The organism is Allobosea sp. GW821-FHT09G06, from assembly GCF_059416005.1.
Map to the genome: position 1 here is coordinate 1995967 of NZ_JBWKOI010000001.1, position 22451 is coordinate 2018417.

The window sequence follows — 22451 nt, forward strand, 5'->3', positions numbered from 1 at the left end:
TCCGCCGGGTAAGCGAGTGGGTGAGAACGTGTTCGGCGGATCGCGGCTCAGGCGCTGTGGTCAGCGCTTGCCGGCGGCGATCTGCTCGACCCGGTTGAGCCGATCCTCGTAATCGCTGACGATGACATTCCAATCGGGAATATACATCTTCTTCATCAGCGCCTCGCGGGTCATGCCGAGATCCTGCTCGTATTCGGGCGGCAGCACGGCCTTGTTATTGGTCGGGATCGAGCCGTTCTGGCCGGAGATCCGGGTCTGCGCGGCGGCATCCAGGAGTTCGTTGAGATAGGTGACGGTCTGCGCCCTCTCGGCCGAGCCCTTCGGCACCACGACGACATAAGGCAGCATCAGCGCGCCCTCCTTGGGGATCGCCAGTTCTATAGTCTTCTGGCCGTCGCGGCGCAGGCTCCAGACACGCGTCGAGTAGAACGGCGCGGCGGTGACCTCGCCCCGCGTCAGCAGCGTGTTCATATGGGCGAGCGAGGTATAGGTCGTCAGCGAATTGGCGAAGATCGCCTTCAAGGGCTCGATGCCGGGCTCGATCTTGGCAGCGCCGCCGCCATTGGCATGGGCGAGGATGGTGAGGTCGTAGGAGGTGGCGTAGACCGGGCGCGTGACCGCGAGCTTGCCCTTCCAGCGGGCGTCGGTGAGGTCATTCCAGGACTGGAAATCCGAGGCCTTGGCCAGCGTGTTGTTGAAGGCGATGCCGTAATAGCCGAAATGCGTGGCGAGGCCGACGATCTTGCCGTCCTTGTTCCGGACGACCAGCTCCTTCGGCAGGTTGGTGATCGCCGGGATCTCCTTGTCCTCGAAGGCTTCGAGCAGGTTCGATTTGGCCAGCCCGATCGCCTCGAAATAGGTGACCTCGACCACGTTATATTGCGAGGCGGACGGCGAGCGGACGGCGCCGGCCGTGTTCGGCACCTCGGCCATGCGGGCGGCGATGCCGGTCTTCTGGGTGAACGGAACCTGGAAATGCTCGCGCAGCACGGCCGCGCCGCCGCCGCCCCAGGTCGCGTGAATGACTTCGGCCGCGCTCGGGCCGGCGCTGGCCGCCAGCATCGACAATGCGAACACCCATGGCTTCATTTGATGGCTCCCGATTCTCATGCAGGCCGTTCTGTGCGACCTCGATGATGGGAGACTCCAGGGTGCGGCCCCTCATTGCAAATTCAAAGGAATCCGAACTTCATTCCAGGAAGTTATGAGTGGGGCGAGGCGAGCGAGAGCCTGGGGTGGACGGCCTATTTCCGGGCGCGCGTTGTGTCATTCCGGGGCGCGCCAAAGGCGCGAACCCGGAACCCGCGACTGGGTGAGGCATGACGTGTTCGGTTGCGAGGGGCTCACCCGGTCGTGGGTTCCGGGTTCTTCGCTTACGCGAAGCCCCGGAATGACAAGGGGGGTGGCTCTGCCGCCTACCGGCCAGTCTCGCTCAGCACCAACCGCTTGGTGCGGTCGCTGTTGATGATCAGGCAATCGTTCGCGATGCGGACGGTGAACAGCCAGGGCAGCACCCAGGGGCAGACGCGCCACTGGTCGTGAACCGCGGTGCTGACGGGATGGGCGAAGAAGAAGTCATCGCCATGGGCGATCAGCTTCACACGCTGGCTGCCCTCGGGCGAGGACAGGGTGAGATGCAACTCGGGGCCAACCTTGCGGGTCTCGCCGCGGAAGGCGCCGGATTCTGCCGCGAAGCTCCTGCCGGCGAAGCGATCGATCGGGGACGTGGTCGGTCCGATCGGAATGAAGCGGCGGGTGCGGCCGAAGCGCGTCGCGGATAGCGCGCCACCGGCTTCCAGCTTCAGCGCGAAAGCCGGGATCGAGGCCTGCGGCTGCCAGCCTCTGTCGCCGACAGGCAGGAGCGGCGCGCCGCCCATGTTCATGATCAGATAGGGTTGGCCCTGGCGCAGTTCGATCTGAAACGCGTCGTCGCCGGTCTCGTCGCGATAGGTGCCGGCGGGAAGATCAAATGCCTGTTTCTGATCTTCGTGGGCGGTGCCCAACAGGTCGCGCGCGATCGAGCGGGCTAGAACATAGGGCGCGCAATCGTCGTGGTTGGCGAGAAGGACGATGCCGAGATCGGCTTTCTTGAAGCGCACCGATTCCGAGCGTGCACCGGCGATCCAGCCGCCATGGCCGACCGCCTCGCTGAGATCGCCATTGTCTCGCACCAGCCCGTAGCCATAGGGCGAGGGCACGCCGTTGATCGTCACGCCGGCATCTTCCATGCGCGCGATCATCTGGGCGTCGCCGATCTTCGGCTGGCGCAGGTTCTGCTGCCAGATGATCATGTCGTGCAGCGTCGAGACCATGCCGCCTTCGCCGCCGATGGCGATGCCCCAGGCGGCCTTCAGCCACTCGCCATCCGGCCCGCGACGGTGATGGCCTGCGAGCCGCGGCAGGATCACGTCGTCGCGCGGCATCAGCGCCGTGTCGTGCATGCCGAGCGGGCCGGTGATGCGCTCCTTCAGGAGGTCGTTGAAGCTGAGCCCCGAGACCTTCTCCAGGATCTCGGAGAGCAGCAGGAAATTGCTGTTGCTGTAGAGCAGGTCATAGCCCGGCTCGAAATTGAGCTCGCTCTGCCGGCCCACGACGTCGCAGGCGTACTGGCGCGAGGAGGGAGCGAGGATCGGCACGCCGCCGATCGTCATCATCTCCAGGATGTCGCGCAGGCCCGAGGTGTTCGAGGCGAGATGATGCAGGGTGATCGTCCGGCCGTAATCGGGCAGCCAGGGCAGATGGGTGCGGATATCGTCCTGCAGGGACAGACGGCCCTCGCGCTCCAGCGCCAGCAGCAGCCAGGTGGTGAACTGCTTGCTCTGCGAGGCGATGCGCACCACCGAGCGGCTGGAGAGGGGGATGCCGTTGGCGAGATCGGCCATGCCATAGGCTGCCTCGTGCATGACCGCGCCGCCGGAGAGGACGGCGAGCATCATGCCCGGCGAGGTCTCGCTGTTCCAGGCCGCGACATGCGGGGCGATGCGGGCGGCGATCGTGGCGGGATCGAGGGCGAGAGAGGCGCGGGACATGGCAGGCTTTTAGGCTGGAGGCTGATGTGGAAGCGCCGCGCTTCCGGGGGAAACGCGGCGCTTGAGGCTTAGCGCTTGATCTCGACGTTCCAGAAGGCTGGCCAGGGCGACGGGGTGAAGCCTGTGAGACCCGGCGCGACGGCCGAGAGCGCGCTGAAGTTGCCGATCTTCACGATCGGGGCCTGCTCGAAGATCAGCTTCTGCAACTCGACCCAGTGCTTGACGCGGGCGTCCTGGTTGGTCGCGCTGTTGAAGGCGTCGAGTGCCTTTTCCTTCTCCGGCGTATCCCACCAACCGCCGGCGGTCTTCGACAGGATGAAGTTCAGCGCCGGCTCCGGCAGGAAGGGGCTGTGGGTGATGAAGACCTCCCAGAGCTCGGGCTTCTTGTTGCGCTGGATCATGGTCGCCCAGTCGCTGACCTGGAGGTCGACCTTGAAGCCGGCCTGTTCCAGATAGATCTGCGCGACCTGCGCCATCTTGTAGTGGAACTCGTACTGGCGGCTGGTCAGGATGCGGATCGGCTCGCCCTTGTAGCCGGCCTCCTTGAGCAGGGCGCCCGCCTTCTTGTCGTCGGCGATGTTGTAGTTGCCCTTGACGCCGACATCGCTGCGCCAGGCATAGCCTTCCGGATACATCGCGCCGTCGACGGCGTAGAACTTCTGATCGCCGAAGCCGGCGGCCAGCATGTCCGTCTCGCTGAGGGCCGCCTGAACCGCCTTGCGGATCTTCTCGTTCTTGAGCGGGCCTTCCTTGTTGTTCATCACGAAGATCGGCCAGCCGAAATTGTTCAGCAGGGCGGGCTTCGCCTTGCCCTTCTCCAACCGCGCGAAAGCTTCCACGGGCAGGGAGTCGACATAATCGTACTGGCCGGCGATGGCGGCCTCGACGCGGGTATTGGCATCGGGCACCGGGACGAAGCGAATCTCGTCGAGCTTGGCGATGCGGGCGCCGCCGAAGCCGTCGGCCTTCTCGCTGCGCGGCTTGTAGCCGTCGAAGCGGGCGAGCTGAACATACTGGTCCGGCTTGTGTTCCTTGAGCCTGTAGGGGCCGGTGCCGATTACCTCCTTGAGCGGCGTTGCCAAGGCCTCGGCCGGCATGATCGCGGCAGCGGAGTTGTTGAAGGCGAGCAGCGAGAGCAGCGGCGCATAGGGCTGGCTCAGGGTGATGGTGACCTCGCTCGGCCCGGTCGCGGCGACCGACTTGACATAGAGCGCCGTCTGCTTGCCGCGGGAGGCGACCTCCATCCAGCGCTTCAACGAGGCGACGACATCCTCGGCGGTCATCTCGCGACCGTTATGGAACTTGATGCCCTGGCGGAGCGCGATGTTGTAGACCGTACCGTCGGCGCTGATCGTCGGCATCGCCTCGGCCAGGAGCGGCGTCACGTTCCACTTGCTGTCGAAGGTGAAGAGCGTCTCGAAGACATGCTGCGAGATCATGCCGACGAGGTCGGTCGCGCTGATGCCGGGGTCGAGCGAGGCGGGCTCGCCGATCACCGCGACATTGACGATGCCGCCGGCCTGCTGGGCAGGACTCGGCGCGACGGAAGAAAGCGAGATCGACGCGGCGACCCCCACGAGTGCAAGCAGTTTCCTCATCGTTTTTTTATTCCGTAATTATGTTATATAGACCATAATAGGCAATCATTCGCCTGGAGCACTGTCAAGCGATGCTCTGCGCGGGTTTCGGCGAAACATCCGTGAGCGAGACGATTCCAGCGTCTCCGGTCCGAATGCGGCTGGCCGTCACGCAGGGCTGGATTCCGGGCTTCGGCGGCGGCATGGTTCCCGCGAACTCTGGTTGAAGCGAGGAGAGATTCCTTGGACATCACGCGTGCTGGCTCCCGGCCTTCCGGAAAGGGCCCCTCGGACTGGTTCACCGGAACGGTGAGGATCGACCCGCTCTGCAACGCCCATGCGGCCGAGCGCGTCCAGGGGGCTAACGTCACCTTCGAGCCGGGTGCCCGCACGGCCTGGCACACCCACCCGCTTGGGCAGACGGTGATCGTTACCGCAGGCCTCGGCCGGGCTCAGTGCTGGGGCGGGCCGATCATGGAAATCCGGCCCGGCGACGTCGTCTGGTTCCCGCCAGGGGAGAAGCATTGGCATGGCGCCTCTCCTGCAACGGCCATGACCCATATCGCGATCCAGGAAGTGCAGGACGGCAAGGTCGTGGACTGGCTGGAGCAGGTTTCCGACACTCAATATGGCGGATAGCGCGCATCTTGCGCTTTTATTTCGTCGCGAATTGGATCATTGATATTCGTTCCTGCTTAACGCCTGAGTAACCTTGCGAGAGAGTTCCATGCGACCCGAGCGCGTGCCACGGTTTCCGGCACCTGTTCACGCTCCCGGCTTCGGCCGGCGGCCGCAGGCTGCGAACGACAACGAGCCGGCGATCGCGGACAGCGTCGTGAGCATCCTGATCGGCCGGTCCTTGATCATCGGGGCGGCACTGCTGGCCCTGACCCTCGTGGCGGGGTGGAGTCTCTGGCTCGGCCGCACGGTTTGGCGCCACTTCGCTTGATCCGGCGCCCTGTCGCGCTGCCTCATTTCTGCAAGATCGCGCCGAAAACTTGACGTTGCGGCATGTGTCAAAAAATTTACCATATCGCCTGGAGATGGGCGCAAGCGTGCCGGACCGTCCGGCATGCAATCCGCATCCATGTCGGGATCGCCGTGCAATCGAGCATCATTCAGGGCCAGGCACGCTTGCTTGCAATTCCCGCGCGGGACGGCGGGGAGGGCGCGATGGCCGCCTTCCTGCGCGACTGCGCCGGGCGGAACCGGGCCGTTTTCTTCTTTGGTGGCGATAGCCGCGCGATCTATGCGCTGAGGGAGCGAATCACGTCGGATTGGCCGGGGCTGCGCGTCGCCGGCATCTGCGATGCCGATTTCGCCGGGCCGGTCGACCGCGCCGTGCTCGATCACATCGCGGCGGCAGATGCGGATGTGATCGTCACCGATCTCCCGAAGGCGCGCTTTCGGCAGTTCTGCGCGCAATGCGACGCGGCGGGAATCCGTGGAGAGTGCGTCAACCTGCCGGGGAGCTTTCCGGGCTTTGTCCTGGGGGGACCGAACTTCCTTTCCGATCATATCCTGCCGAGGCGACTGCTTCGGTTTGGAGCGACGGCAAAAGCGGGGCTGGCCTTCTGCCGTATCGTTCTGATGCAAAGGCTCCGCGGCGCCTTTCAGCCGGCTGGCATCACCCAGCCACGGCCTCGCGGCCGGGGCTGAGTGATGCCAAGGCCTCAGCGCGCGTTCGCGAAAGCCTTCTTGCTCAGGACTGTCCGGAACAGGATGGTGATGTCGAGCCAGAACGACCAGTTATCGATGTACCAGTGGTCGTAGGCGACCCGGCCGGCCATCTTCTCGTCGGTATCGGTCTCGCCGCGGAAGCCGTTGACCTGCGCCCAGCCCGTGATGCCGGGCTTGACGTTGTGGCGGCGGGCATAGTTGGCGATCTTGCGCTCGAATTCGATATCATGCGCCAGCGCATGGGGGCGCGGCCCGACGAGCGACATGTCGCCGGCGATGACGTTCAGGAGCTGCGGCAGTTCGTCGAGATTGTAGCGACGCAGCAGATGGCCGAGCCGCGTGATCCGGGGGTCGTTGCGCTTGGCCTGAACGACGACCTGGCCGTCATCGGTCGTCGTCATCGTGCGGAACTTGAAGATGCGGAAAGCCTGCTGGTTGAAGCCGTAACGCCGCTGGCGGAACAGGACGGGACCGGGGGAGTCCAGCCGGATCAGCGCCGCGATCAGGAGCAGCAGCGGCAGAGTCAGGATGATGCCGCAGGACGCTGCCACGATGTCGAAGGCGCGCTTCACTGCGATCTCGACTGCTGAGAGCGGCTGGCGTGTCAGGCGCAGGCTCGAGAGCGTGCCGGTATGGACGACATGCGCATTGCCGAAGCGTTCCATGATCGGCTCGGGGGCGAGATGGATCGCAACCGGCAGGTTCGTGAAGGCATCGACGCAGGCCGAGATGGTTTCCTGATCGGACCAGGGAACCGCAATGAAGACCGCGTCCGGCCGCCGGATACGGCAATTCGCCACGGCTGTGGCGAGATCCGCCGCCAGGGCGGCCGGGCCGGCCTCGCGCGACGTTTTCAGGAAGGCGACGTCGGTCACCGCGAAACCCATATGCCAGGGCTTATGCCGCGAGACGAAGGACATGATGTTCGCCTCGCGCCCGATGAGGAAGGCGCGTTCGGCCGTGATCCGCCCGGTCCGGCTGCCGGCTGCGATCAGCCGGACAACCGCCGAGCGGGACAGGGCGATGACGGGGATGCCGCAGAGATAGGTCGCGATCATGACGGCGCGCGAGTAATGATCGGCGATCTTGGCGAGGAACAGCAGGGCCAGGAAGGCGACCATCGTGATGTTCCAGACGGCGAAGGCGGAGCCGATCTGTCCGCGCGTCGAGAGATAGTTGCCGATCTGATAGCGGCCGCGCATCAGATTGATGAAGACGAACAGGGTCGCGAGCATCGCTGCCAGTTCCGGCGTCGAGCGGTCGACGCCCGGCAGGTTCGTGGCGCCGAGGTGATAGGCGAACGACACCGCATAGACGAGGGAGGCGACCACGGCGGCATCCGTTGCCGCGGTCAGCGGCCCGAACGAGAGGCGCCAGATGCCGGCTCGGTTGTCGGGCAGGGCTTGCGGCATGCCGCTCAGATCATTGACGCTCATCTCTTCCCCCGGCCAGCCATGCCGGCGTGAGCCGGCTTGAGTATGTCCCGTTGCGGCACAATGTGCCGGCGCCGGGCCATGGTCGGGAGGGAAGTGGCAAGGCCCATGCCGTAGGGATACGGGCCAGATTGGCGCGGATAGGGGGCGCTCAGCCGAAAAGAGCAGCGCGAGCCGGCATCTTGCCGGATGCTGTTGTGCCAGGATGCGTCAGGCGGGCTTGCGGAGGCGCTGCGCCATCGTGTCAAATGCCGCGGCAGCGACGCTGCCGAGCGTGGCGCCGGCAACCTTCACGATCGCATCGTGACGCAGCCCATGACGGGTCGCCTCCAGCGTCTGGAGCCCCTCGAGGCCGATGGCGAAGGCGACGATGCCCGCCAGCACAAGCCAGCGCTGGCGCGGATAGGCAAAAGCCAGCGCCGCGCCGGCGGCAAAGAAGGCGAGAAAGCGCTCGGTATCCGCGTCCAGATAGGGAATATGCGGTCGCGCCCCCAGGGGGGACAGGGTCGAGACCAGGATCGCGAGCAGGGCAGCCCAGCCTGCCATCACGGCGATGCGACGAAACTTGTCGAGCGAAAGAATCAAGACCGGGCTCCGGACGAACGGCGTGGCGGGGCAGGCAAGATACGGACCAGAACCGGCGGAATCGCGCGAGAGCGGAACGAGAGCCGGTCTTATGGCGATGCAAAAACGACGAAGCAATGGCGGCGGCCGGAGTTTCGACCGAAGCTGATGAAGTTTCTCTTCAACTCTGCCTCCGTGGCCTGATCCACGGGTGACGGACCGCCCATGTCGAAGCTAGCATGCCGACTCATCGGCAAGCGGAGGCTGGATGACGGAGTTCTCGACTGCACCTTCGCCGACGCGCATCGCGCGCGGTGGAAAGGCGATCTACGGTGTTCCCTTGGGCATCCTGATGCTGGAAGCCCGCTTTCCGCGGATTCCCGGCGATATGGGCAATGGCACGACCTGGCCCTTCCCGGTGCTCTATCGCGTCGTTGGCGGCGCCAGTCCTGAAAAGGTCGTGCTCAAGGGCGCAGCCGGGCTGCTGCCGGATTTCATCGAGGCCGCTCGCGATCTCGTCCGGCTCGGCGCCGAGGCGATCACCACGAATTGCGGCTTCCTCTCGCTGTTCCAGCGCGAGCTTGCGGCTGCGGTCGGCGTACCGGTCGCGACCTCTTCGCTGATGCAGGTGCCCTGGGTGCAGGCGACGCTGCCGCCGGGCAAGCGCGTGGGCGTGGTCACGGTCTCGGCGGGGTCGCTGACGCCGAAGCATCTGGAGGCGGCGGGCGTACCGCTCGACACGCCCGTCACCGGCACGGAGAACGGGCGCGAGTTCTTCCGCGTCCTGATCAAGGCCGAGAAGGACGACATGGATGTCGAGCTCGCCCGGCAGGACGTCGTGCAGGCGGCGCTCGATCTCGTCGCCCGCCATCCGGAGGTCGGCGCGATCGTGCTGGAATGCACGAACATGCCGCCTTATGCGGCCGATGTGCAGGCGGCGACCGGGCTCCCGGTCCATGACATCTATTCGCTGATCAACTGGTTCCACGCGGGCTTGAGGCCGCGCCGCTTCGGCTGAACTTATCCCCGGTCCTTCCAGCCGCCCGATAATCCGCCTCGCTGAAATCCCCTTCCGCGAGGCCCCATGACCGATACGCCCCGTCTTTCCCTGCCGCTGCTCGCTGCCGGGCAGGCGCAGAAGCACGTCACCCATAACGATGCCCTGATGCGGCTCGACGGGCTGGTCCATCTCACCGTCGACAGCCGAACTCAGGCTGCACCGCCCGCTTCGCCGACCGCGCTTTCTGCTTATGTCGTGCCGGCTGGCGGCACCGGGGCCTTTGCCGGTCGCACCAATCAGGTCGCGCTGTTCGAGGATGGCGGCTGGACTTTCCTCGCACCGCGCGCCGGCTGGCAGGCCTGGGTGATCGACGAGGCCGAGCACAATCTTTGGACCGGCACGGAATGGCGCCGCGACAGCCCGCTCAGCAGCCTCGGCGCCGAGCGCTGGGGCGTGAACGCGACGGCTGACACGACCAATCGCCTTGCCGTGTCTTCGGATGCCAGCCTGTTCAGCCATGCCGGCAGTGATCACCGGATGAAGATCAACAAGAATGCGGCCGGTAACACCGCGAGCCTGCTGTTCCAGAGCAACTGGTCGGGCCGGGCCGAGTTCGGCCTCGCCGGAGACGACGATTTCCGGATCAAGGTCAGTGCCGACGGCTCGGCCTGGCATGATGCGCTGGCGATCGACCGGGCCTCGGGGGGCGTCGCCTTGCCGGGCTCGCCCTGGGCTTCCGGCGCGAACCTGCTGGTCAATGGCGACATGGCGATCAATCAGCGCGGCTTCGCAGGCGGCGCGCTGGCGGCTGGCGCCTACGGCTTCGATCGCTGGAAGGCGGCGACGGGTGGAGCGAATCTCTCGCTCAGCGGCTTCACCCTCACGTTGACGTCGGGCGCGATCATCCAGCCGGTCGAGCCGGCGCTCTGGGGGCTTTCGTCCTTCGTCAGTCTGCCGTTGACGCTCTCGGTCGAGGATCTGAGCGGCGGCAGCCTCGCGGTCACGATCGGCAGCCAGTCCGGCACGATCACAGCCGGGGCCGGGCGGCGTTCGCTCACGCTGGCGCCCGCCGTCGGAGATACCGGCGTGCTGCAGGTTCGGTTGTCGCCAAGCGCGGGCGCCGTCAGCTTCGCGCGGATCAAGCTGGAGCGCGGGCGGCTTGCGACAGGCTGGGTGGCGCGCCCGCTCTCCGACGAGCAGATGTTGTGCCGGCGCTACCATCTGCGGCAGGGCGGGCAGGTGCTGATCGATGCCTATCAAGCTGCTGCTGCGGCGAGCCGGCAGAGCCTGACCTTTCCGGTGCCGATGCGGGCGACGCCGAGCGTCACGGCCACGGTCTCGCTGGAGATCAACGTGCAGGGCACCGACCGGGGCGTCGTCGCGCAATCGTCTGAGCGCGCCTATGCCTATGTCACCGCGCAAGCGCTGGGGCGGGTGAGGGCGGCGTTCGACGCGATCGCCTTCGACGCGGAGCTGTGAGGCTTACTCGCTGACGAGCTTGCGGGCGCGCAGCAGGGCGAGCAGCCCTTCGTCGCGGCGTTCTTCGAGCTGCTGGATCGTGCGTCCGGCAGCTTCTTCCGCGACGCCCGTGATGATCTTGCATTGGACATCCGCGTCGAGCGAGGGCGTGCCGAGGGACTGCCAGCGCCGGACCTGACTCGGCCCGAGATGGGCGAGATAGCCGGCGATGCCGCCTTCGCCGCCGCCGAGATGATAGGTCATGTGCGGCCCCATCAGGGCCCATCGCAGGCCGGGGCCGTTGCAAAGCGCGGCGTCGATCTCGGCGACGCTGGCGACGCCCTGCTCGACCAGATGGACGGCCTCGCGATAGAGCGCCGACGCCAGCCGGTTGGCGACATGGCCGGGCATTTCGCGCTGGAGGATGACCGGGCGCCGGTCGAGACTGCGATAGAAGGCGGCGGCGCGCGCGACGACCGCCTCGTCCTCGCCGACGATCTCGACCAATGGGACGAGATGTGGCGGATTGAAGGGATGGGCGACGATGACCCGGCGCTTGTCCTGGCAATCCGCGACGATCGCGCTGCGCAGCAGGGCCGAAGTGCTGCTGGCGATGATGACCTCGGGCGGCAATGCTGTATCGAGCCGGGCTAGCAGCTCGCGCTTGGCCGTTTCGTTCTCCGGCCCATTCTCCTGAACGAAATCAACGCCTTGCAGGGCTTCGTCGAGATTGTTCGTGAAAAGGTACTGGCCGGTATTGGCCAATCCCAGCTCCGAGAGTTGGGCGCGGGCACGGCCGACCGCATGGCGGAACTTCTCCTCCGCGCCAGGGGCGGGATCGTAGGCTGAAACGTTCAGGCCGTGGCCCATGGCCAGCGCCGCCCATGAACTGCCGATAAGGCCGGCGCCGATGATGGCGACGCGCTCGATGTCGCGGATATCCTGCATCAATGGATCTCGGGTTCCGGCACCTTCGCCGTCCCTTCCAGATAGTCGAAATCGCAGCCCTTGTCGGCCTGGCGGATATGGGCCGCCGACATCTTGCCCCAGCCGCGGGGATAATCGCGGTCCGGCGGCGCCCACGCGGCGAGGCGGGCTGCGATCTCTTCCTCAGCGAGGTTGACCGAGATGCTGCGCGCCTCGACATCGACGCTGATGATGTCGCCGGTCTGCACGGCCGCGAGCGGGCCCTTGATATAGGCCTCCGGCGCGACATGGAGGATGCAGGCGCCGTAACTCGTGCCGGACATGCGGGCATCCGAGATGCGCAGCATGTCGCGCACGCCCTGTTTCAGCAGCTTCTTCGGGATCGGCAGCATGCCCCATTCCGGCATGCCGGGGCCACCGACCGGGCCGCAATTCTTGAGCACCATAATGTGGTCTGCGGTGACATCGAGATTCTCGTCGTTCACGGCCTGCATCATCGCATCGTAATGCTCGAAGACCAGTGCCGGGCCGGAATGCCTGAGCAGGCGCGGCTCGGCGGCGGAGGGCTTGATGACGCAGCCATCGGGCGCGAGGTTGCCCTTCAACACGGCAAGGCCATTGGCGGTCGACACGGGCTTGTCGAGCGGGCGGATGACGTTGTCGTCATAGACCTGGGCGAGTGCGATGGTCTCGGCGATCGGCTTGCCGGTCACGGTCATCGCATCGGTGTGGAGCTTGCTTTCGAGCTGTTTCAGCAGGGCGGGCAGGCCGCCGGCATAGAAGAAATCCTCCATCAGGAAATCGCCTGAAGGGCGCAGGTTCGCGACGACGGGGACGTTGCGCGAGAAGGCATCGAAATCATCCGGCGTCAGCGGCACGCCGGCGCGGCCGGCCATGGCGACCAGATGGATGATCGCATTGGTCGAGCCGGCGACGGCCATATGGACGGTCAGCGCGTTCTCGAAGCTCTTGCGGGTCAGGATCTGATCCGGGGTCAGGTCTTCCCAGACCATCTCGACGATGCGCTTGCCCGCCATTGCGGCCATGCGGGGATGGGCGGCATCGGCGGCGGGGATGGCGGAGGAGCCGGGGAGGGTGAGGCCGAGCACCTCAGCATGGCTCATCATGGTCGCGGCGGTGCCCATCACCATGCAGGTGCCGTAGGAGCGGGCGATGCCGCTCTCCATGTCCTTCCACTCACCGTCGGTGATGTTGCCGGCTTCCTTCTCGGCCCAGTATTTCCAGACGTCGGCGCCGGAGCCCAGCACCTTGCCGGCCCAGTTACCGCGCAGCATCGGCCCGGCCGGCACGAAGATGAAGGGCAGGCCGGCGCTGCATGCACCCATGATCAGGGCCGGCGTGGACTTGTCGCAGCCGCCGAGCAGGACGGCGCCGTCGAGCGGGTGGGAGCGGATCGATTCCTCTGTCTCCATCGCCAGGAAGTTGCGATAGAGCATGGTCGTAGGCTTCTGATATTGCTCGGAAACCGACATGACGGGGATTTCGATCGGGAAGCCGCCGGCCGCCCAGACCGCGCGCTTCACCGCCTCGGCGCGGTCACGCAGATGGGTGTGGCAGGGGTTGATCTCGGACCAGGTATTGATGATGCCGATGACCGGCTTGCCCATGAACTCCTCATGGCCGAAGCCCATCTGCAACGCGCGCGAGCGATGCCCGAAGGAGCGCAGGTCGCTCGCGCCGAACCAGCGCCAGCTGCGCAGGGTCTCGGGCGTCTTGCGGGGGCGGGCGGACATGGGCGTTTCCTCGGTGATGCTCTTTGTTGGCTCGATGGCTTGTCATTCCGGGGCGACCCGCAGGGTCGAACCCGGAACCCACGACTGGGTCAGACGGTGTCCGCCTGCTGTGAAGGGCTCACCCGGTCGTGGGTTCCGGGTTCATCGCTGCGCGATGCCCCGGAATGACAGAGGTTATTCCGCTGCGGCGCGCTGGCTACCCCAGCCCGACACGATGCCGCGCAGCTCCGCCCGCTCGGCCTCGTTCAGCTCCGGCAGGCCGGGGAGGCGGACCGGACCGACATCGGTGCCGAGCAGGCCCAGCGCCTCCTTCACCACCGTGACATTGGCGCCGTTGCCGTATTTGGTGCGCAGCTTCTCAAAGCCGGCGATGGCATCGACCTCGCGGCGGGCCGTTTCATAGTCGCCTGCCTCCAGCGCGCGCCAGACGGCGAGCGAACGCTTCGGCGCGACATTGATCAGGCCCGAGGTGAAGCCGCGGGCCCCGAGCGCATAGAAGGGCGCAGCCCAGCCCTCGGCGAGGCCGCAGATCCAGTTGGCCGACGACCCTTCCGTCTCGCGTACGCAATCGGCGAGCAGCATCATGTTGTTCGAGGCGAATTTCACGCCGGCGACATTGGGGTGCGTCGCGACGCGGATCAGGTCCTTCACGCCGATGGCGTCCGAGCGGATATAGGCGACGAGCGGGATGGTCAGCGCCTCGGCGATCGCGAGGATGTAGTCGGCCTGGGATTGCGGGGCGGCGAAGGGGTCGAGCGGGTGGTGGACCATCGCGGCATCGCAGCCGGCCTTGGCCGCGAGCTTGCCGGTCGCGACCGCCTCGCGCAGGGACCGACCGATGCCGGCGGTGACCAGCGCCTTGCCGGCGGCGGCTTCGGCGGCGGTCGCGTGCGAGCGCTCCACCTCGGCCGTCGTCATCGGGTAGAACTCGCCGGTATTGCCGGCCGAGACGATGTTGTGGATGCCGGCTTCCGCGATGCGCCGGACGATCCTGCCGGTCAACGCCCAGTCGGCCTCGCCATCCGCCGTCCAGGCGGTGACATGGACGCCCGAAATGCCGCGCAGCGCGCGGCGGACCTTGTCATTCGTCATAATCCAGTCCCTCCGCATCCGCGCCGAAGACCAGCCTGACATGGGCCTTCGCCGAGCGGACGATGTGACGGCGCATCCTGAGCTCGGCGCGCGCGGGATCGCGCGCCAGGAGCGCCTCGTAGATGTCGCGATGTTCCTCGAAGCCTCTCCGGCGCTCATCTGGCTCGGAATGCAGGGCGATGCGCTGGGCATGGTCGTACATGCGCTGGCCGTCGAGGCGGCGCTCCAGATAGGTGCAACCGGAGATGCGGTGGATCGCCCGATGATAGGTCTCGTTCAGCGCGACGAGATCCTCGAGATCGCCATGCTCGGTCGCCTGCTCCATCTCGGCGATCAGCTTGCCGAGCTCGGCTGCGCCATCCTCGGTCAGATGATTGGCGGCGATATGGGCCATGACGCTTTCGAGCGCAGCGCGGCCGAGCGCCATTTCCAAGGCCTGACGGGGCGAGAACTCGACGAAGACACCGCGTCGCGCTTCGGTACGGACCAGCCCCTCGCTTTCGAGCTTGCGGATCGCGTCCTTCACCGGCGTCGTGCTGACGCCGAGCATCTCGGCGAGATGGCGTTCGTTCAGGCGCTCGCCATTGCGGAAGCGCCCGGCGACGATGGCGCGGCGCAAGCGCTCATGGACATGCTCACGCAGCGAACGCAGCAGATCGGGCGCAACGGGTTCGACGGCAGGCTGCAACATGGTTCTTCCAGGGCGCGTTGCCGGAACCGCTCCACCGCGGCTGCCGGCTCATGCGCCATGGCCATCAAACAGCACAAAGAGCTGCGTCCAGCAATCTGAAATTTCAGATTTCAAATCCGCGATCCTGTGTTATCGCTGGGGACAAGCGCCCGTCATGAGGTGCAGGCGGAATTATCCGCGACGGGGAGACGAACCGATGAGCATTACGCGCAGAACCATCATCGCCGCCGCCTGCCTGGCTGCGGCGGGGCCCGCCTTGGCGCAGGGCGACTATCCCGGCAGCAAGGTCGTCACCATCGTCGTGCCCTTCGCGGCTGGCGGCACGACCGACCTGCTCGGGCGCATCCTGGCCGACCGGCTGGGCCAGCGGCTCGGCGGCAAGTTCATCGTCGAGAACCGGCCCGGCGCCGGCGGCAATACCGGCGTCGCCGCTGTCGCGCGTGCGCCGGCCGACGGCTACACGCTGACCATGGGCACGGTGTCGAGCCACGCGATCAACCCGGCCGTCTATACGAAGCTGCCCTTCGACCATATCAAGGATTTCGCGCCGATCTCGCAGGTGGCGAGCGTTCCGAACATCCTGATGGTCAATATCGACCTGCCGGCCAAGACCGTGCCGGAATTGATCGACCTTCTGAAGAAGAACCCCGGCAAATACTCGTTCGGCTCGTCGGGGGCGGGCACCTCGACCCATATGGCAGCCGAGCTGTTCAAGGTCTCGACAGGCACCGACATGGTGCATGTGCCCTACCGGTCGAGCGGGCAGGTGACGCAGGACCTGCTTGGCGGCCAGATCCAGATCACCTTCGACAATATCACGATCGCCTGGCCGCATGTGCAGGAGGGCAAGATCCGCGCGCTCGCCACCGCGACGCCGAAACGGCTCGCGGTCGCCCCGGACCTGCCGGCGCTGTCCGAATTCATTCCGGGTTACGATGCCAGCTCCTGGCATGGCTTCTTCGCGCCATCCGGCGTGCCGAAGGAGATCGTCGCCAAGCTCTCGACAGAGACGCAGGCGATCATGCGCGAGCCCGCGGTGATCGAGCAGTTGAAGAAGCTCGGCGTCGATCCGGTCGGGTCGAGTCAGGAGCAGTTCACCGCCCATATCGCCTCCGAGACCAAGCGCTGGGCCGAGGTCGCGCAGAAGGCGAATGTGAAGATCGAGTGAGGGCCGGGGCTAGCGCCCCGGCTTCTAACGCGCCGATCAGCGCTGGGGGGCGAAAGCTTTGGCCAGCGCGTCGGCCTGCTTGGTCATGAGACCGAGATCGGAGCCGACCGCGACGAAGCGATAGCCCCATTCGATATAGCGGCGCGCATCGGGCTCGGACGGCGTCAGGATGCCGGCGGGCTTGCCGATCGCGGTCAGGCGCTTCACGGCGTCCTGGATCGCCGCCTGAACCTCGGGATGACCGGGATTGCCGATATGGCCGAGCGAGGCCGAGAGATCGGCCGGGCCGATGAAGACGCCATCGACGCCATCGACCGAGGCGATTTCCTCGATCCGGCTGAGCGCCTCGCCGGTCTCGACCTGCACCAGCACGCAGATCTCGCCATCGGCGCGCTTGAGATAGTCCGGCACGCGCCCGTAATGGCTGCCACGGCCGCTGACCGTGATGCCGCGGATGCCGGCGGGCGGATAGCGGCAGGCGGCGACGGCCTTGCGCGCTTCCTCGGCGTTCTGGACGAAGGGCACGAGCACGGCCTGCACGCCGATATCGAGCAGGCGCTTGAGCAGGACGGCGTCGTTCCAGGCCGGGCGGACGATCGGGGTCGCGGTGCCGCCCTTCAGGGCCTGGAGCTGGGCGATGACGTCGGGAGGCTCATTGGGTGAATGCTCGGTATCGACCAAAATCCAGTGGAAGCCGCTCTGGCTGATGATCTCGGACACGATCGGGCTGCACAGGCTGCTCCACAATCCGATCTGAAGCTCGCCGCGCTTCAGTGCGGCCTTGAAGGCGTTGGCAGGCAGGTCCACGGCGTTTCCCCTCAGGCGATTGATTGGCGACGCTACCCGGCTGGCCGAAGCCTGTCGGAGCGCACAGACTCGGTTAGACCATACCGAGCGGGCAAGAGGACCCGGCGGCAGGAGATGGCGGGGTTGCAGCCTGAGGACGAATCAGGCGGCCGCTCTCGTGACGGCTTCGACGAGCCAGCGCAGAGCAGGGTCGGCGAGCGCGCGCCGGGCGTGGACGAGATCGATGGCGAAGGCCGGGCTCTCGAACGGAAGCGGCAGCACCGCAACCCCGGCGCTCTCGGCGAAGCGCCGCGCCACGCGCTCGGCCATGGTCGCGATAAGATCGGTGCCGGCGACGGCGAAGGGCACGGCGACGACATGAGGGAGCGTGACCGCGACGCGACGTTTCAGGCCTTGGCGTGCCAGCCTGTCGTCGATCGCGCTCGGCAAACCGTCGCCACCGGCTGCCGAGAACAGGGCATGGGGCAGGGCGGCGTATTCGCCGATGCCGAGAGCGGCCGCGTCAGCGGCGTGTTTCTGATCGCGGATGCAGACGAAGTGCTCCTCGAACAGGGGCCGGCGCAGGCTGGCCGGTGAATCCGGCAGATGGCCGCCGATCAGGGCGTCGAGCTCGCCGCGTTCGAGTTTTGCCAGTGCTGCCGCGGCGTCCGTGATGGGGCGTACGGCAAGATCGACGCCCGGTGCTTCCCGGCGCAACAGCACGACGAGGGCGGGGACAATCACGAGGTCACCGTAATCCGTCACGGCAATCGCGAAGCGTCGTCGCGAGGTGGCGGGATCGAAGCCCTGCCCGGGCGCGAGCGCGCCGCGGATCTGTTCCAGCGCTGCGCCGATCGGCTGGGCGAGGGCCAGCGCCTTGTCGGTCGGTTGCATGCCGCCGGGACCGCGCAGGAAGAGTTCGTCGCCGAACAGGTCGCGCAGCCGCCGGAGCGCGCTGCTCATCGAAGGCTGGGCCAAGCCGATGCGGCTTGCCGCGCGCGTGACGTGGCGTTCCTCCATCAGGGCTTCGAAGGCCACCAGCAGGTTGAGGTCGATTGCTGTTAAATTCATCTGAGCAATGATGAAGATATCAAAAATCGATTTCAACAATGAAATTGCCCGACCTAGCTTGAGCGGCACTCGATCGACAGGCCGGACGCCGCATGACGAATCCTATTTTGCGCCTTGCGCCGCGCGGGCCGACCCTGCTGATCGTCGGTGTGCTTGCCGGCCTTGCCTTTCCGGCACTGGCAGAGGCCGCACGTCCGGCGATGGCGGCATCGATCTTCGTAATCGTGCTCGGCACGCTGCTCCGTGTGAACGCGGCCGATTTCAAGCGAACCCTGTGGCAGCCGCGCTTTTCGGCGCTCTTGCCAATCGTGGTGATGTTGGTCTGCCCCGTGCTGGTCGGGATGGCCGCTCGCGTGATCGGGATCGGGCCAGAGCTGGCCCTTGCCATGGTGCTCGCGGTCTGTGCGCCCCCATCGGGCGGAACCGCTGCCGTGGCACGGATGCTGGGGCTCGATGCGACGATCCCGCTTGCGGTCACCCTGCTGTCGATGGCGCTGGCGCCGCTGAGCGTGCCGCTGCTGGCGTCATGGTTCGCCGGGATTGCGTTTGACCCGGTCGAGTTGGCTCTGCGTTTGTTCGTTTTGACCGCTGGGGCGGCAGGCGTCGCGCTGGTCCTGAGGCAACGCGCGGCGGGAACCTTGAAACGCCATGCCGATGCCATCGACGGACTGGTGCTGGCCGCTCTGTTGATCTTCGCGATTTCGACGATGGCCGGGGTGCGTGCCCAGATCGAGGCCGAGCCCATGGCTGCTTTGGCCTGTGTGGCGTTGGCTTTCGCCTGCAATCTGGCCCTGCAGGGATTTGGCGTGGTGCTGTTGCCCGGCACCTTGGCCGAGCGGCTCGGCATCGGCCTGATCCTGGGCAATCGCAATGTCGGGCTGGTCTGGTCGGCGCTCGGGGCCTCGACCTCGCCGACCATGGCGCTTTTCTTCGCTGCGACGCAGTTTCCGATCTACATGACCCCCCGCCTGATCGCATTCCTGATACGCTGGGCCACGCCGGAGAAAGCCACTTCATGACCACCCCCACGCTGACCGAAGAGATCGCCCATCGCTTCGCCCGCATCGCGCTCGGCCATGTCCGTCGTGAATACCCGAACAAGCCGGACCATACGCTGGCCGGGCCGCAGGATGCGCAGACGCCGAGCCAGCTGCATCCGGTGTTCTATGGCAGCTATGACTGGCATTCCTGCGTGCACAGCTACTGGATGCTGGCTCGCCTGCTGCGGCGCTATCCGATGATGGAAGCGGTGGCCGATATCGTCGCGCTGTTCGACGAGCAGCTCGTCCCGGAGAAGGTTGCGGTCGAATGCGCCTATCTCGCTCAGCCGACGGCGCGCGGCTTCAAGCGGCCCTATGGCTGGGGCTGGCTGCTGAAGCTTGCCTCAGAGCTGAAGGGGCTCGACGACGGGCGCTGGGGCCGGGCGCTGGAGCCGCTCGCCGAGGCCTTTGCCCAGCGCTTCCGCGATTTCCTGCCGATCGCGACCTATCCGGTGCGGGTCGGCACGCATTTCAACACGGCCTTCGGCCTGCGGATGGCGGCGGATTATGCCGATGCGACCGAGGACGGCGCCTTCCTGACCTTGCTGCGCGAGACGGCCCTGCGCTGGTATGGCGCCGACGAGGATTGCCCGGCCTGGGGCGAGCCGAGCGGCGACGATTTCCAGTCCTCGGCGCTGATCGAGGCGGAGTGCATGCGCCGCCTGCTGCCGGCGGAGCGCTTCCTGCCCTGGTTCGAGCGCTTCCTGCCGCGCATCGCGCAGCAGCAGCCGGCGATCCTGTTCAAGCCGGCGACGGTGACGGACCGGACCGACGGCAAGATCGCGCATCTCGACGGGCTCAATCTCAGCCGCGCCTGGTGCTGGAGTGCGCTGGCGGCGGCGCTGCCTGAGGGCGATGTGCGGCGCCTGGTCATCGCGGATGCGGCGAGGCTGCATCTCGAAACCGGGCTGCCGCATATCGCCGGCGACTATATGGGTGAGCACTGGCTTGCGAGTTTCGCCGTGCTCGCCATCGAGGAGCGGTAAGGGCTCGTTGATTTCCGACGTGAACAGGGCGTCATCCCGGACAAGCTGCGCAGCAGCGCCGATCCGGGATCCATCGTAGCGCTCCGCAGCCCTTCGATGGATCCCGGGGCAAGCCCGGGATGACGCTGTGTTTCCGAGAAAAATCAGCGCGGTTTAAGCCGGTCAGGCCGCGCCCTTCAGCTCGACGCCGCCGCGCCAGCCGAGCGCGGGGGCGACCAGCCTCGCGAAATCGGTCGTGATCTGGCGGTAGTCGTCGATGCTGAAATTATAGGGCAGTTCCAGCCGCAGCGTGTCGACGAGCGGCAGGATCGGGTCCGCCGCGAGGCGCTCGATCAGTTCCGCGGCGGTTCCGACGAGGTCTGGAGCGAACTGGGTTCGTCGCTCGCCCTGGGGGGCAAGCGTGCGGGCGTGCCGGCTCGCGGCATAGTCGCGATAGCGCTGGCGCGTCACTGTGTCGGCCCCGTCGAGCGGGACGATGACGCGACCGACGGCGATGCGCGGTTGGCCTTCGCCCTTCCAGTGGGCGCGGAAGGTCTCGATATGGCTCCGCTGCACTTCGAAGAAACTGTCGGTCTCCTCAGCCGTATTGATATTGCCGACGAGCAGGTGGAAGCCGTTCTCCGCCGCCCAACGGGCCGAGCGTAGCGAGCCGCCGCCATACCAGAGCCGCTCACGCAAGCCGGGCGCGTATGGGCGCAGGCGTGGGCGATGTTCGCCGGCGGCCGAGGTGATGCGCGTATCGGCATCGCCGAGCCATTCGCCTTCGATATTGGCGGCCAGCCGGGCGACGCGGGCATGCGAGAAATCGATCGCAGCCGGATCGCCATCGAAGAGGCGCTCGCCCAGGAGCTTGCCGAAGGGCGGCGGGCCGGCACTGAGGCCGATGTTCAAGCGGCCGTCCGAGAGCACATCGACCAGCGAGAGGTCCTCCGCCAGCCGGAACGGATTCTCGTAGCCCATCTGGATGACCGCCGTGCCGAGCCCGATCCGGCGCGTGCGCTGGGTCGCGGCGGCGAGGAAGGCCGCCGCCGAGGACACGCCGGGTTCGAGATGGCGCTGACGTATCCAGGCGCTGTCGAAGCCGATGGCCTCGCCATGCTCGAAGAGCGAGAGCGTGTCTTCGAGCCCGCGGTGGGGATCGGCATCGTCGTAATTGCCGGGCGTCAGGAAGGCGATGTGCCGGATCGAGAGCTTCGTCATGTCAGTCGGCTCTTCAGATCAGTACTTGGGCAGGCCGGGCGGGTTGGTCTCGGAGCGCTCGACCGCCTCCTCCTCGATGCCCCAGCGGGCCAGCGCCTGCCGGTATTTGCCCGACTTGATCAGGTTGTTGGTGGCCAGCGTCAGGGCATCGACGAGGCCGCTGCCCTTGCGGGTGGTGATCGCGACGTCGGATTTCAGCGGCCAGCCGGCGCTCAGCGTGCCGATGCGCTTGATGTCCTTGTCGCGGGCCGCGATGAAGACGAGCTGGGCATGGGGCTGGACGACGACATCGACGCGGCCGCCCCGCAAGGCGACGAGCCGGGCGGCCTCGTCATCGAAGAGCTGCAGTTCGAGCGGCTTCAAGCCGGCCGCGACGTTCTGCTTGCTCCATTCCAGCAGGATGCGCTCCTGATTGGTGCCGCCGCCGACGCTGAAGCTCAGGCCCGCGGCATCCTTCGGCTCCTTGATGCTCGTGACCTTGCTGTCGGCCTTGACGAAGAAGCCGTGCAGGCCGAGGCGATAGGTCGAGAAGTCGAACTTCTCCTTGCGCTGCTCGGTGACGCCGACATTCGAGATGACGGCGTCGTACTTCCCGGAGGTCAGGCCGAGCGGCCAGTCGGCCCAAGCCAGCGGTACGAGATTGAGCTTCAAGCCCAGGCTGTCGGCGATCAGCAGGGCGAAGTCGGGATCGGCGCCGATCACGGTCTTGGCGTCCGTGGCATAGGTCGTGAGCGGCGGCCCGCCGGGGCTGATGCCGACGGTGAAGAGGCCGGGTTCGACGAATTTGAAGCCCTTGGGCACGGCGGCGATGGCGGCCGGGTCCTTGTCGGCGCGGATGCGGCCGGGCTGCTCCGGGCCGAGGTCGAAGGGCAATTGTTGGGCGAGGGCGGGCAGGCTCGCGGCGCTGAGCGCGCCGACGAGCAGCGACAGCAGTGTCCGTCGCGGGATCATGATGGTCTCCAGTTCTCGAAAGTGTCCGCGGTCGGGCGAGGCGA

The 22451-nt window shown here is 66.5% G+C and carries 21 protein-coding genes; 8 read left to right on the forward strand and 13 right to left on the reverse strand.

Going from position 1 to position 22451, the window contains the following annotated elements; genetic code table 11:
- Positions 1-60: 60 nt before the first annotated feature.
- The 3 genes from AC07NY_RS09855 to AC07NY_RS09865 all read right to left on the reverse strand — a co-directional run bounded on the left by AC07NY_RS09855 (position 61) and on the right by AC07NY_RS09865 (position 4627).
- Positions 61-1089, reverse strand: coding sequence for an extracellular solute-binding protein (locus AC07NY_RS09855; RefSeq protein WP_494583558.1), 1029 nt, complete (start codon positions 1087-1089; stop codon positions 61-63).
- 326 nt (positions 1090-1415) lie between these two features.
- Positions 1416-3029 (reverse strand): serine hydrolase domain-containing protein, encoded by a 1614-nt coding sequence (locus AC07NY_RS09860; RefSeq protein ID WP_494583559.1) that lies wholly within the window; start codon positions 3027-3029, stop codon positions 1416-1418.
- 68 nt (positions 3030-3097) lie between these two features.
- A complete protein-coding gene (locus AC07NY_RS09865; RefSeq protein WP_494583560.1) occupies positions 3098-4627 on the reverse strand; it encodes an ABC transporter substrate-binding protein in 1530 nt (509 codons plus the stop codon).
- A gap of 222 nt (positions 4628-4849) precedes the next feature.
- On the opposite strand from AC07NY_RS09865, the gene AC07NY_RS09870 reads away from it, so the two are divergent.
- The 3 genes from AC07NY_RS09870 (at position 4850) to AC07NY_RS09880 (ending at position 6265) form a co-directional block, all read left to right on the forward strand.
- Positions 4850-5245 carry a (R)-mandelonitrile lyase gene (locus tag AC07NY_RS09870; protein ID WP_492287916.1) on the forward strand — a complete coding sequence of 132 codons (396 nt, stop codon included), beginning with the start codon at positions 4850-4852 and terminating at the stop codon, positions 5243-5245.
- An 88-nt stretch (positions 5246-5333) separates the two neighbouring features.
- Complete coding sequence (locus tag AC07NY_RS09875) at positions 5334-5555, forward strand: hypothetical protein (RefSeq protein ID WP_492287917.1); 222 nt, start codon at positions 5334-5336, stop codon at positions 5553-5555.
- Between the two features lie 62 nt (positions 5556-5617).
- Positions 5618-6265: a WecB/TagA/CpsF family glycosyltransferase gene (locus AC07NY_RS09880; protein ID WP_494583561.1), complete on the forward strand. Its 648-nt coding sequence runs from the start codon at positions 5618-5620 to the stop codon at positions 6263-6265.
- Positions 6266-6279: 14 nt separating this feature from the next.
- On the opposite strand, the gene AC07NY_RS09885 is transcribed toward AC07NY_RS09880, so the two are convergent.
- Positions 6280-7722, reverse strand: a complete 1443-nt coding sequence (locus tag AC07NY_RS09885; RefSeq protein ID WP_494583562.1) for an undecaprenyl-phosphate glucose phosphotransferase — start codon at positions 7720-7722, stop codon at positions 6280-6282.
- 207 nt (positions 7723-7929) lie between these two features.
- Positions 7930-8304, reverse strand: coding sequence for a VanZ family protein (locus AC07NY_RS09890; protein ID WP_494583563.1), 375 nt, complete (start codon positions 8302-8304; stop codon positions 7930-7932).
- 247 nt (positions 8305-8551) lie between these two features.
- Here AC07NY_RS09890 and AC07NY_RS09895 point away from each other — a divergent pair, with 247 nt between their 5' ends.
- Both AC07NY_RS09895 and AC07NY_RS09900 read left to right on the forward strand, forming a co-directional pair.
- Positions 8552-9301, forward strand: a complete 750-nt coding sequence (locus tag AC07NY_RS09895) for an aspartate/glutamate racemase family protein (RefSeq protein WP_494583564.1) — start codon at positions 8552-8554, stop codon at positions 9299-9301.
- A 66-nt stretch (positions 9302-9367) separates the two neighbouring features.
- Positions 9368-10762 (forward strand): DUF2793 domain-containing protein, encoded by a 1395-nt coding sequence (locus AC07NY_RS09900; RefSeq protein ID WP_494583565.1) that lies wholly within the window; start codon positions 9368-9370, stop codon positions 10760-10762.
- Between the two features lie 3 nt (positions 10763-10765).
- On the opposite strand, the gene AC07NY_RS09905 is transcribed toward AC07NY_RS09900, so the two are convergent.
- From AC07NY_RS09905 to AC07NY_RS09920, 4 genes are all read right to left on the reverse strand, one after another.
- Positions 10766-11689, reverse strand: coding sequence for a 3-hydroxyacyl-CoA dehydrogenase NAD-binding domain-containing protein (locus AC07NY_RS09905; RefSeq protein WP_494583566.1), 924 nt, complete (start codon positions 11687-11689; stop codon positions 10766-10768).
- Entirely contained in the window at positions 11689-13422 is a 1734-nt protein-coding gene (gene araD / locus AC07NY_RS09910; RefSeq protein ID WP_494583567.1) for an L-arabinonate dehydratase, read from the reverse strand. The genes AC07NY_RS09905 and araD overlap by 1 nt, the downstream gene beginning before the upstream one ends.
- A gap of 174 nt (positions 13423-13596) precedes the next feature.
- A complete protein-coding gene (locus AC07NY_RS09915; RefSeq protein ID WP_494583568.1) occupies positions 13597-14514 on the reverse strand; it encodes a dihydrodipicolinate synthase family protein in 918 nt (305 codons plus the stop codon).
- Positions 14504-15205, reverse strand: a complete 702-nt coding sequence (locus AC07NY_RS09920; protein WP_494583569.1) for a GntR family transcriptional regulator — start codon at positions 15203-15205, stop codon at positions 14504-14506. Before AC07NY_RS09920 ends, AC07NY_RS09915 begins: the two co-directional genes overlap by 11 nt.
- A 196-nt stretch (positions 15206-15401) precedes the next feature.
- Between AC07NY_RS09920 and AC07NY_RS09925 the strand changes: the two genes are divergently transcribed.
- A complete protein-coding gene (locus AC07NY_RS09925) occupies positions 15402-16373 on the forward strand; it encodes a Bug family tripartite tricarboxylate transporter substrate binding protein (protein WP_494583570.1) in 972 nt (323 codons plus the stop codon).
- A 36-nt stretch (positions 16374-16409) separates the two neighbouring features.
- Here the strand turns inward: AC07NY_RS09925 and AC07NY_RS09930 are convergent, their stop codons facing one another.
- Both AC07NY_RS09930 and AC07NY_RS09935 read right to left on the reverse strand, forming a co-directional pair.
- The gene (locus AC07NY_RS09930) at positions 16410-17180 is read right to left on the reverse strand and encodes an HpcH/HpaI aldolase family protein (protein ID WP_494583571.1); all 771 of its coding nucleotides are present in this window, start codon (positions 17178-17180) and stop codon (positions 16410-16412) included.
- Between the two features lie 141 nt (positions 17181-17321).
- A complete protein-coding gene (locus AC07NY_RS09935; protein WP_494583572.1) occupies positions 17322-18230 on the reverse strand; it encodes a LysR family transcriptional regulator in 909 nt (302 codons plus the stop codon).
- A gap of 92 nt (positions 18231-18322) precedes the next feature.
- Between AC07NY_RS09935 and AC07NY_RS09940 the strand changes: the two genes are divergently transcribed.
- Together AC07NY_RS09940 and AC07NY_RS09945 are read left to right on the forward strand one after the other, a co-directional pair.
- Positions 18323-19249, forward strand: a complete 927-nt coding sequence (locus AC07NY_RS09940) for a hypothetical protein (RefSeq protein ID WP_494583573.1) — start codon at positions 18323-18325, stop codon at positions 19247-19249.
- Complete coding sequence (locus tag AC07NY_RS09945) at positions 19246-20256, forward strand: DUF2891 domain-containing protein (protein ID WP_494583574.1); 1011 nt, start codon at positions 19246-19248, stop codon at positions 20254-20256. Before AC07NY_RS09940 ends, AC07NY_RS09945 begins: the two co-directional genes overlap by 4 nt.
- A gap of 162 nt (positions 20257-20418) precedes the next feature.
- Here the strand turns inward: AC07NY_RS09945 and AC07NY_RS09950 are convergent, their stop codons facing one another.
- Both AC07NY_RS09950 and AC07NY_RS09955 read right to left on the reverse strand, forming a co-directional pair.
- The gene (locus AC07NY_RS09950; RefSeq protein ID WP_494583575.1) at positions 20419-21456 is read right to left on the reverse strand and encodes an LLM class flavin-dependent oxidoreductase; all 1038 of its coding nucleotides are present in this window, start codon (positions 21454-21456) and stop codon (positions 20419-20421) included.
- Between the two features lie 18 nt (positions 21457-21474).
- On the reverse strand, positions 21475-22407 hold the full coding sequence (locus AC07NY_RS09955) for an ABC transporter substrate-binding protein (protein WP_494583576.1): 933 nt from the start codon (positions 22405-22407) through the stop codon (positions 21475-21477).
- Positions 22408-22451: the final 44 nt, after the last annotated feature.

Coding starts and splice junctions, on each gene's coding strand:
- AC07NY_RS09855 (WP_494583558.1), bottom strand. CDS start 1,089: ATGAAGCCATGGGTGTTCGCATTGTCGATGCTGGCGGCCAGCGCCGGC.
- AC07NY_RS09860 (WP_494583559.1), bottom strand. CDS start 3,029: ATGTCCCGCGCCTCTCTCGCCCTCGATCCCGCCACGATCGCCGCCCGC.
- AC07NY_RS09865 (WP_494583560.1), bottom strand. CDS start 4,627: ATGAGGAAACTGCTTGCACTCGTGGGGGTCGCCGCGTCGATCTCGCTT.
- AC07NY_RS09875 (WP_492287917.1), top strand. CDS start 5,334: ATGCGACCCGAGCGCGTGCCACGGTTTCCGGCACCTGTTCACGCTCCC.
- AC07NY_RS09880 (WP_494583561.1), top strand. CDS start 5,618: ATGTGTCAAAAAATTTACCATATCGCCTGGAGATGGGCGCAAGCGTGC.
- AC07NY_RS09885 (WP_494583562.1), bottom strand. CDS start 7,722: ATGAGCGTCAATGATCTGAGCGGCATGCCGCAAGCCCTGCCCGACAAC.
- AC07NY_RS09895 (WP_494583564.1), top strand. CDS start 8,552: ATGACGGAGTTCTCGACTGCACCTTCGCCGACGCGCATCGCGCGCGGT.
- AC07NY_RS09900 (WP_494583565.1), top strand. CDS start 9,368: ATGACCGATACGCCCCGTCTTTCCCTGCCGCTGCTCGCTGCCGGGCAG.
- AC07NY_RS09905 (WP_494583566.1), bottom strand. CDS start 11,689: ATGCAGGATATCCGCGACATCGAGCGCGTCGCCATCATCGGCGCCGGC.
- araD (WP_494583567.1), bottom strand. CDS start 13,422: ATGTCCGCCCGCCCCCGCAAGACGCCCGAGACCCTGCGCAGCTGGCGC.
- AC07NY_RS09915 (WP_494583568.1), bottom strand. CDS start 14,514: ATGACGAATGACAAGGTCCGCCGCGCGCTGCGCGGCATTTCGGGCGTC.
- AC07NY_RS09920 (WP_494583569.1), bottom strand. CDS start 15,205: ATGTTGCAGCCTGCCGTCGAACCCGTTGCGCCCGATCTGCTGCGTTCG.
- AC07NY_RS09925 (WP_494583570.1), top strand. CDS start 15,402: ATGAGCATTACGCGCAGAACCATCATCGCCGCCGCCTGCCTGGCTGCG.
- AC07NY_RS09935 (WP_494583572.1), bottom strand. CDS start 18,230: ATGAATTTAACAGCAATCGACCTCAACCTGCTGGTGGCCTTCGAAGCC.
- AC07NY_RS09940 (WP_494583573.1), top strand. CDS start 18,323: ATGACGAATCCTATTTTGCGCCTTGCGCCGCGCGGGCCGACCCTGCTG.
- AC07NY_RS09945 (WP_494583574.1), top strand. CDS start 19,246: ATGACCACCCCCACGCTGACCGAAGAGATCGCCCATCGCTTCGCCCGC.
- AC07NY_RS09950 (WP_494583575.1), bottom strand. CDS start 21,456: ATGACGAAGCTCTCGATCCGGCACATCGCCTTCCTGACGCCCGGCAAT.
- AC07NY_RS09955 (WP_494583576.1), bottom strand. CDS start 22,407: ATGATCCCGCGACGGACACTGCTGTCGCTGCTCGTCGGCGCGCTCAGC.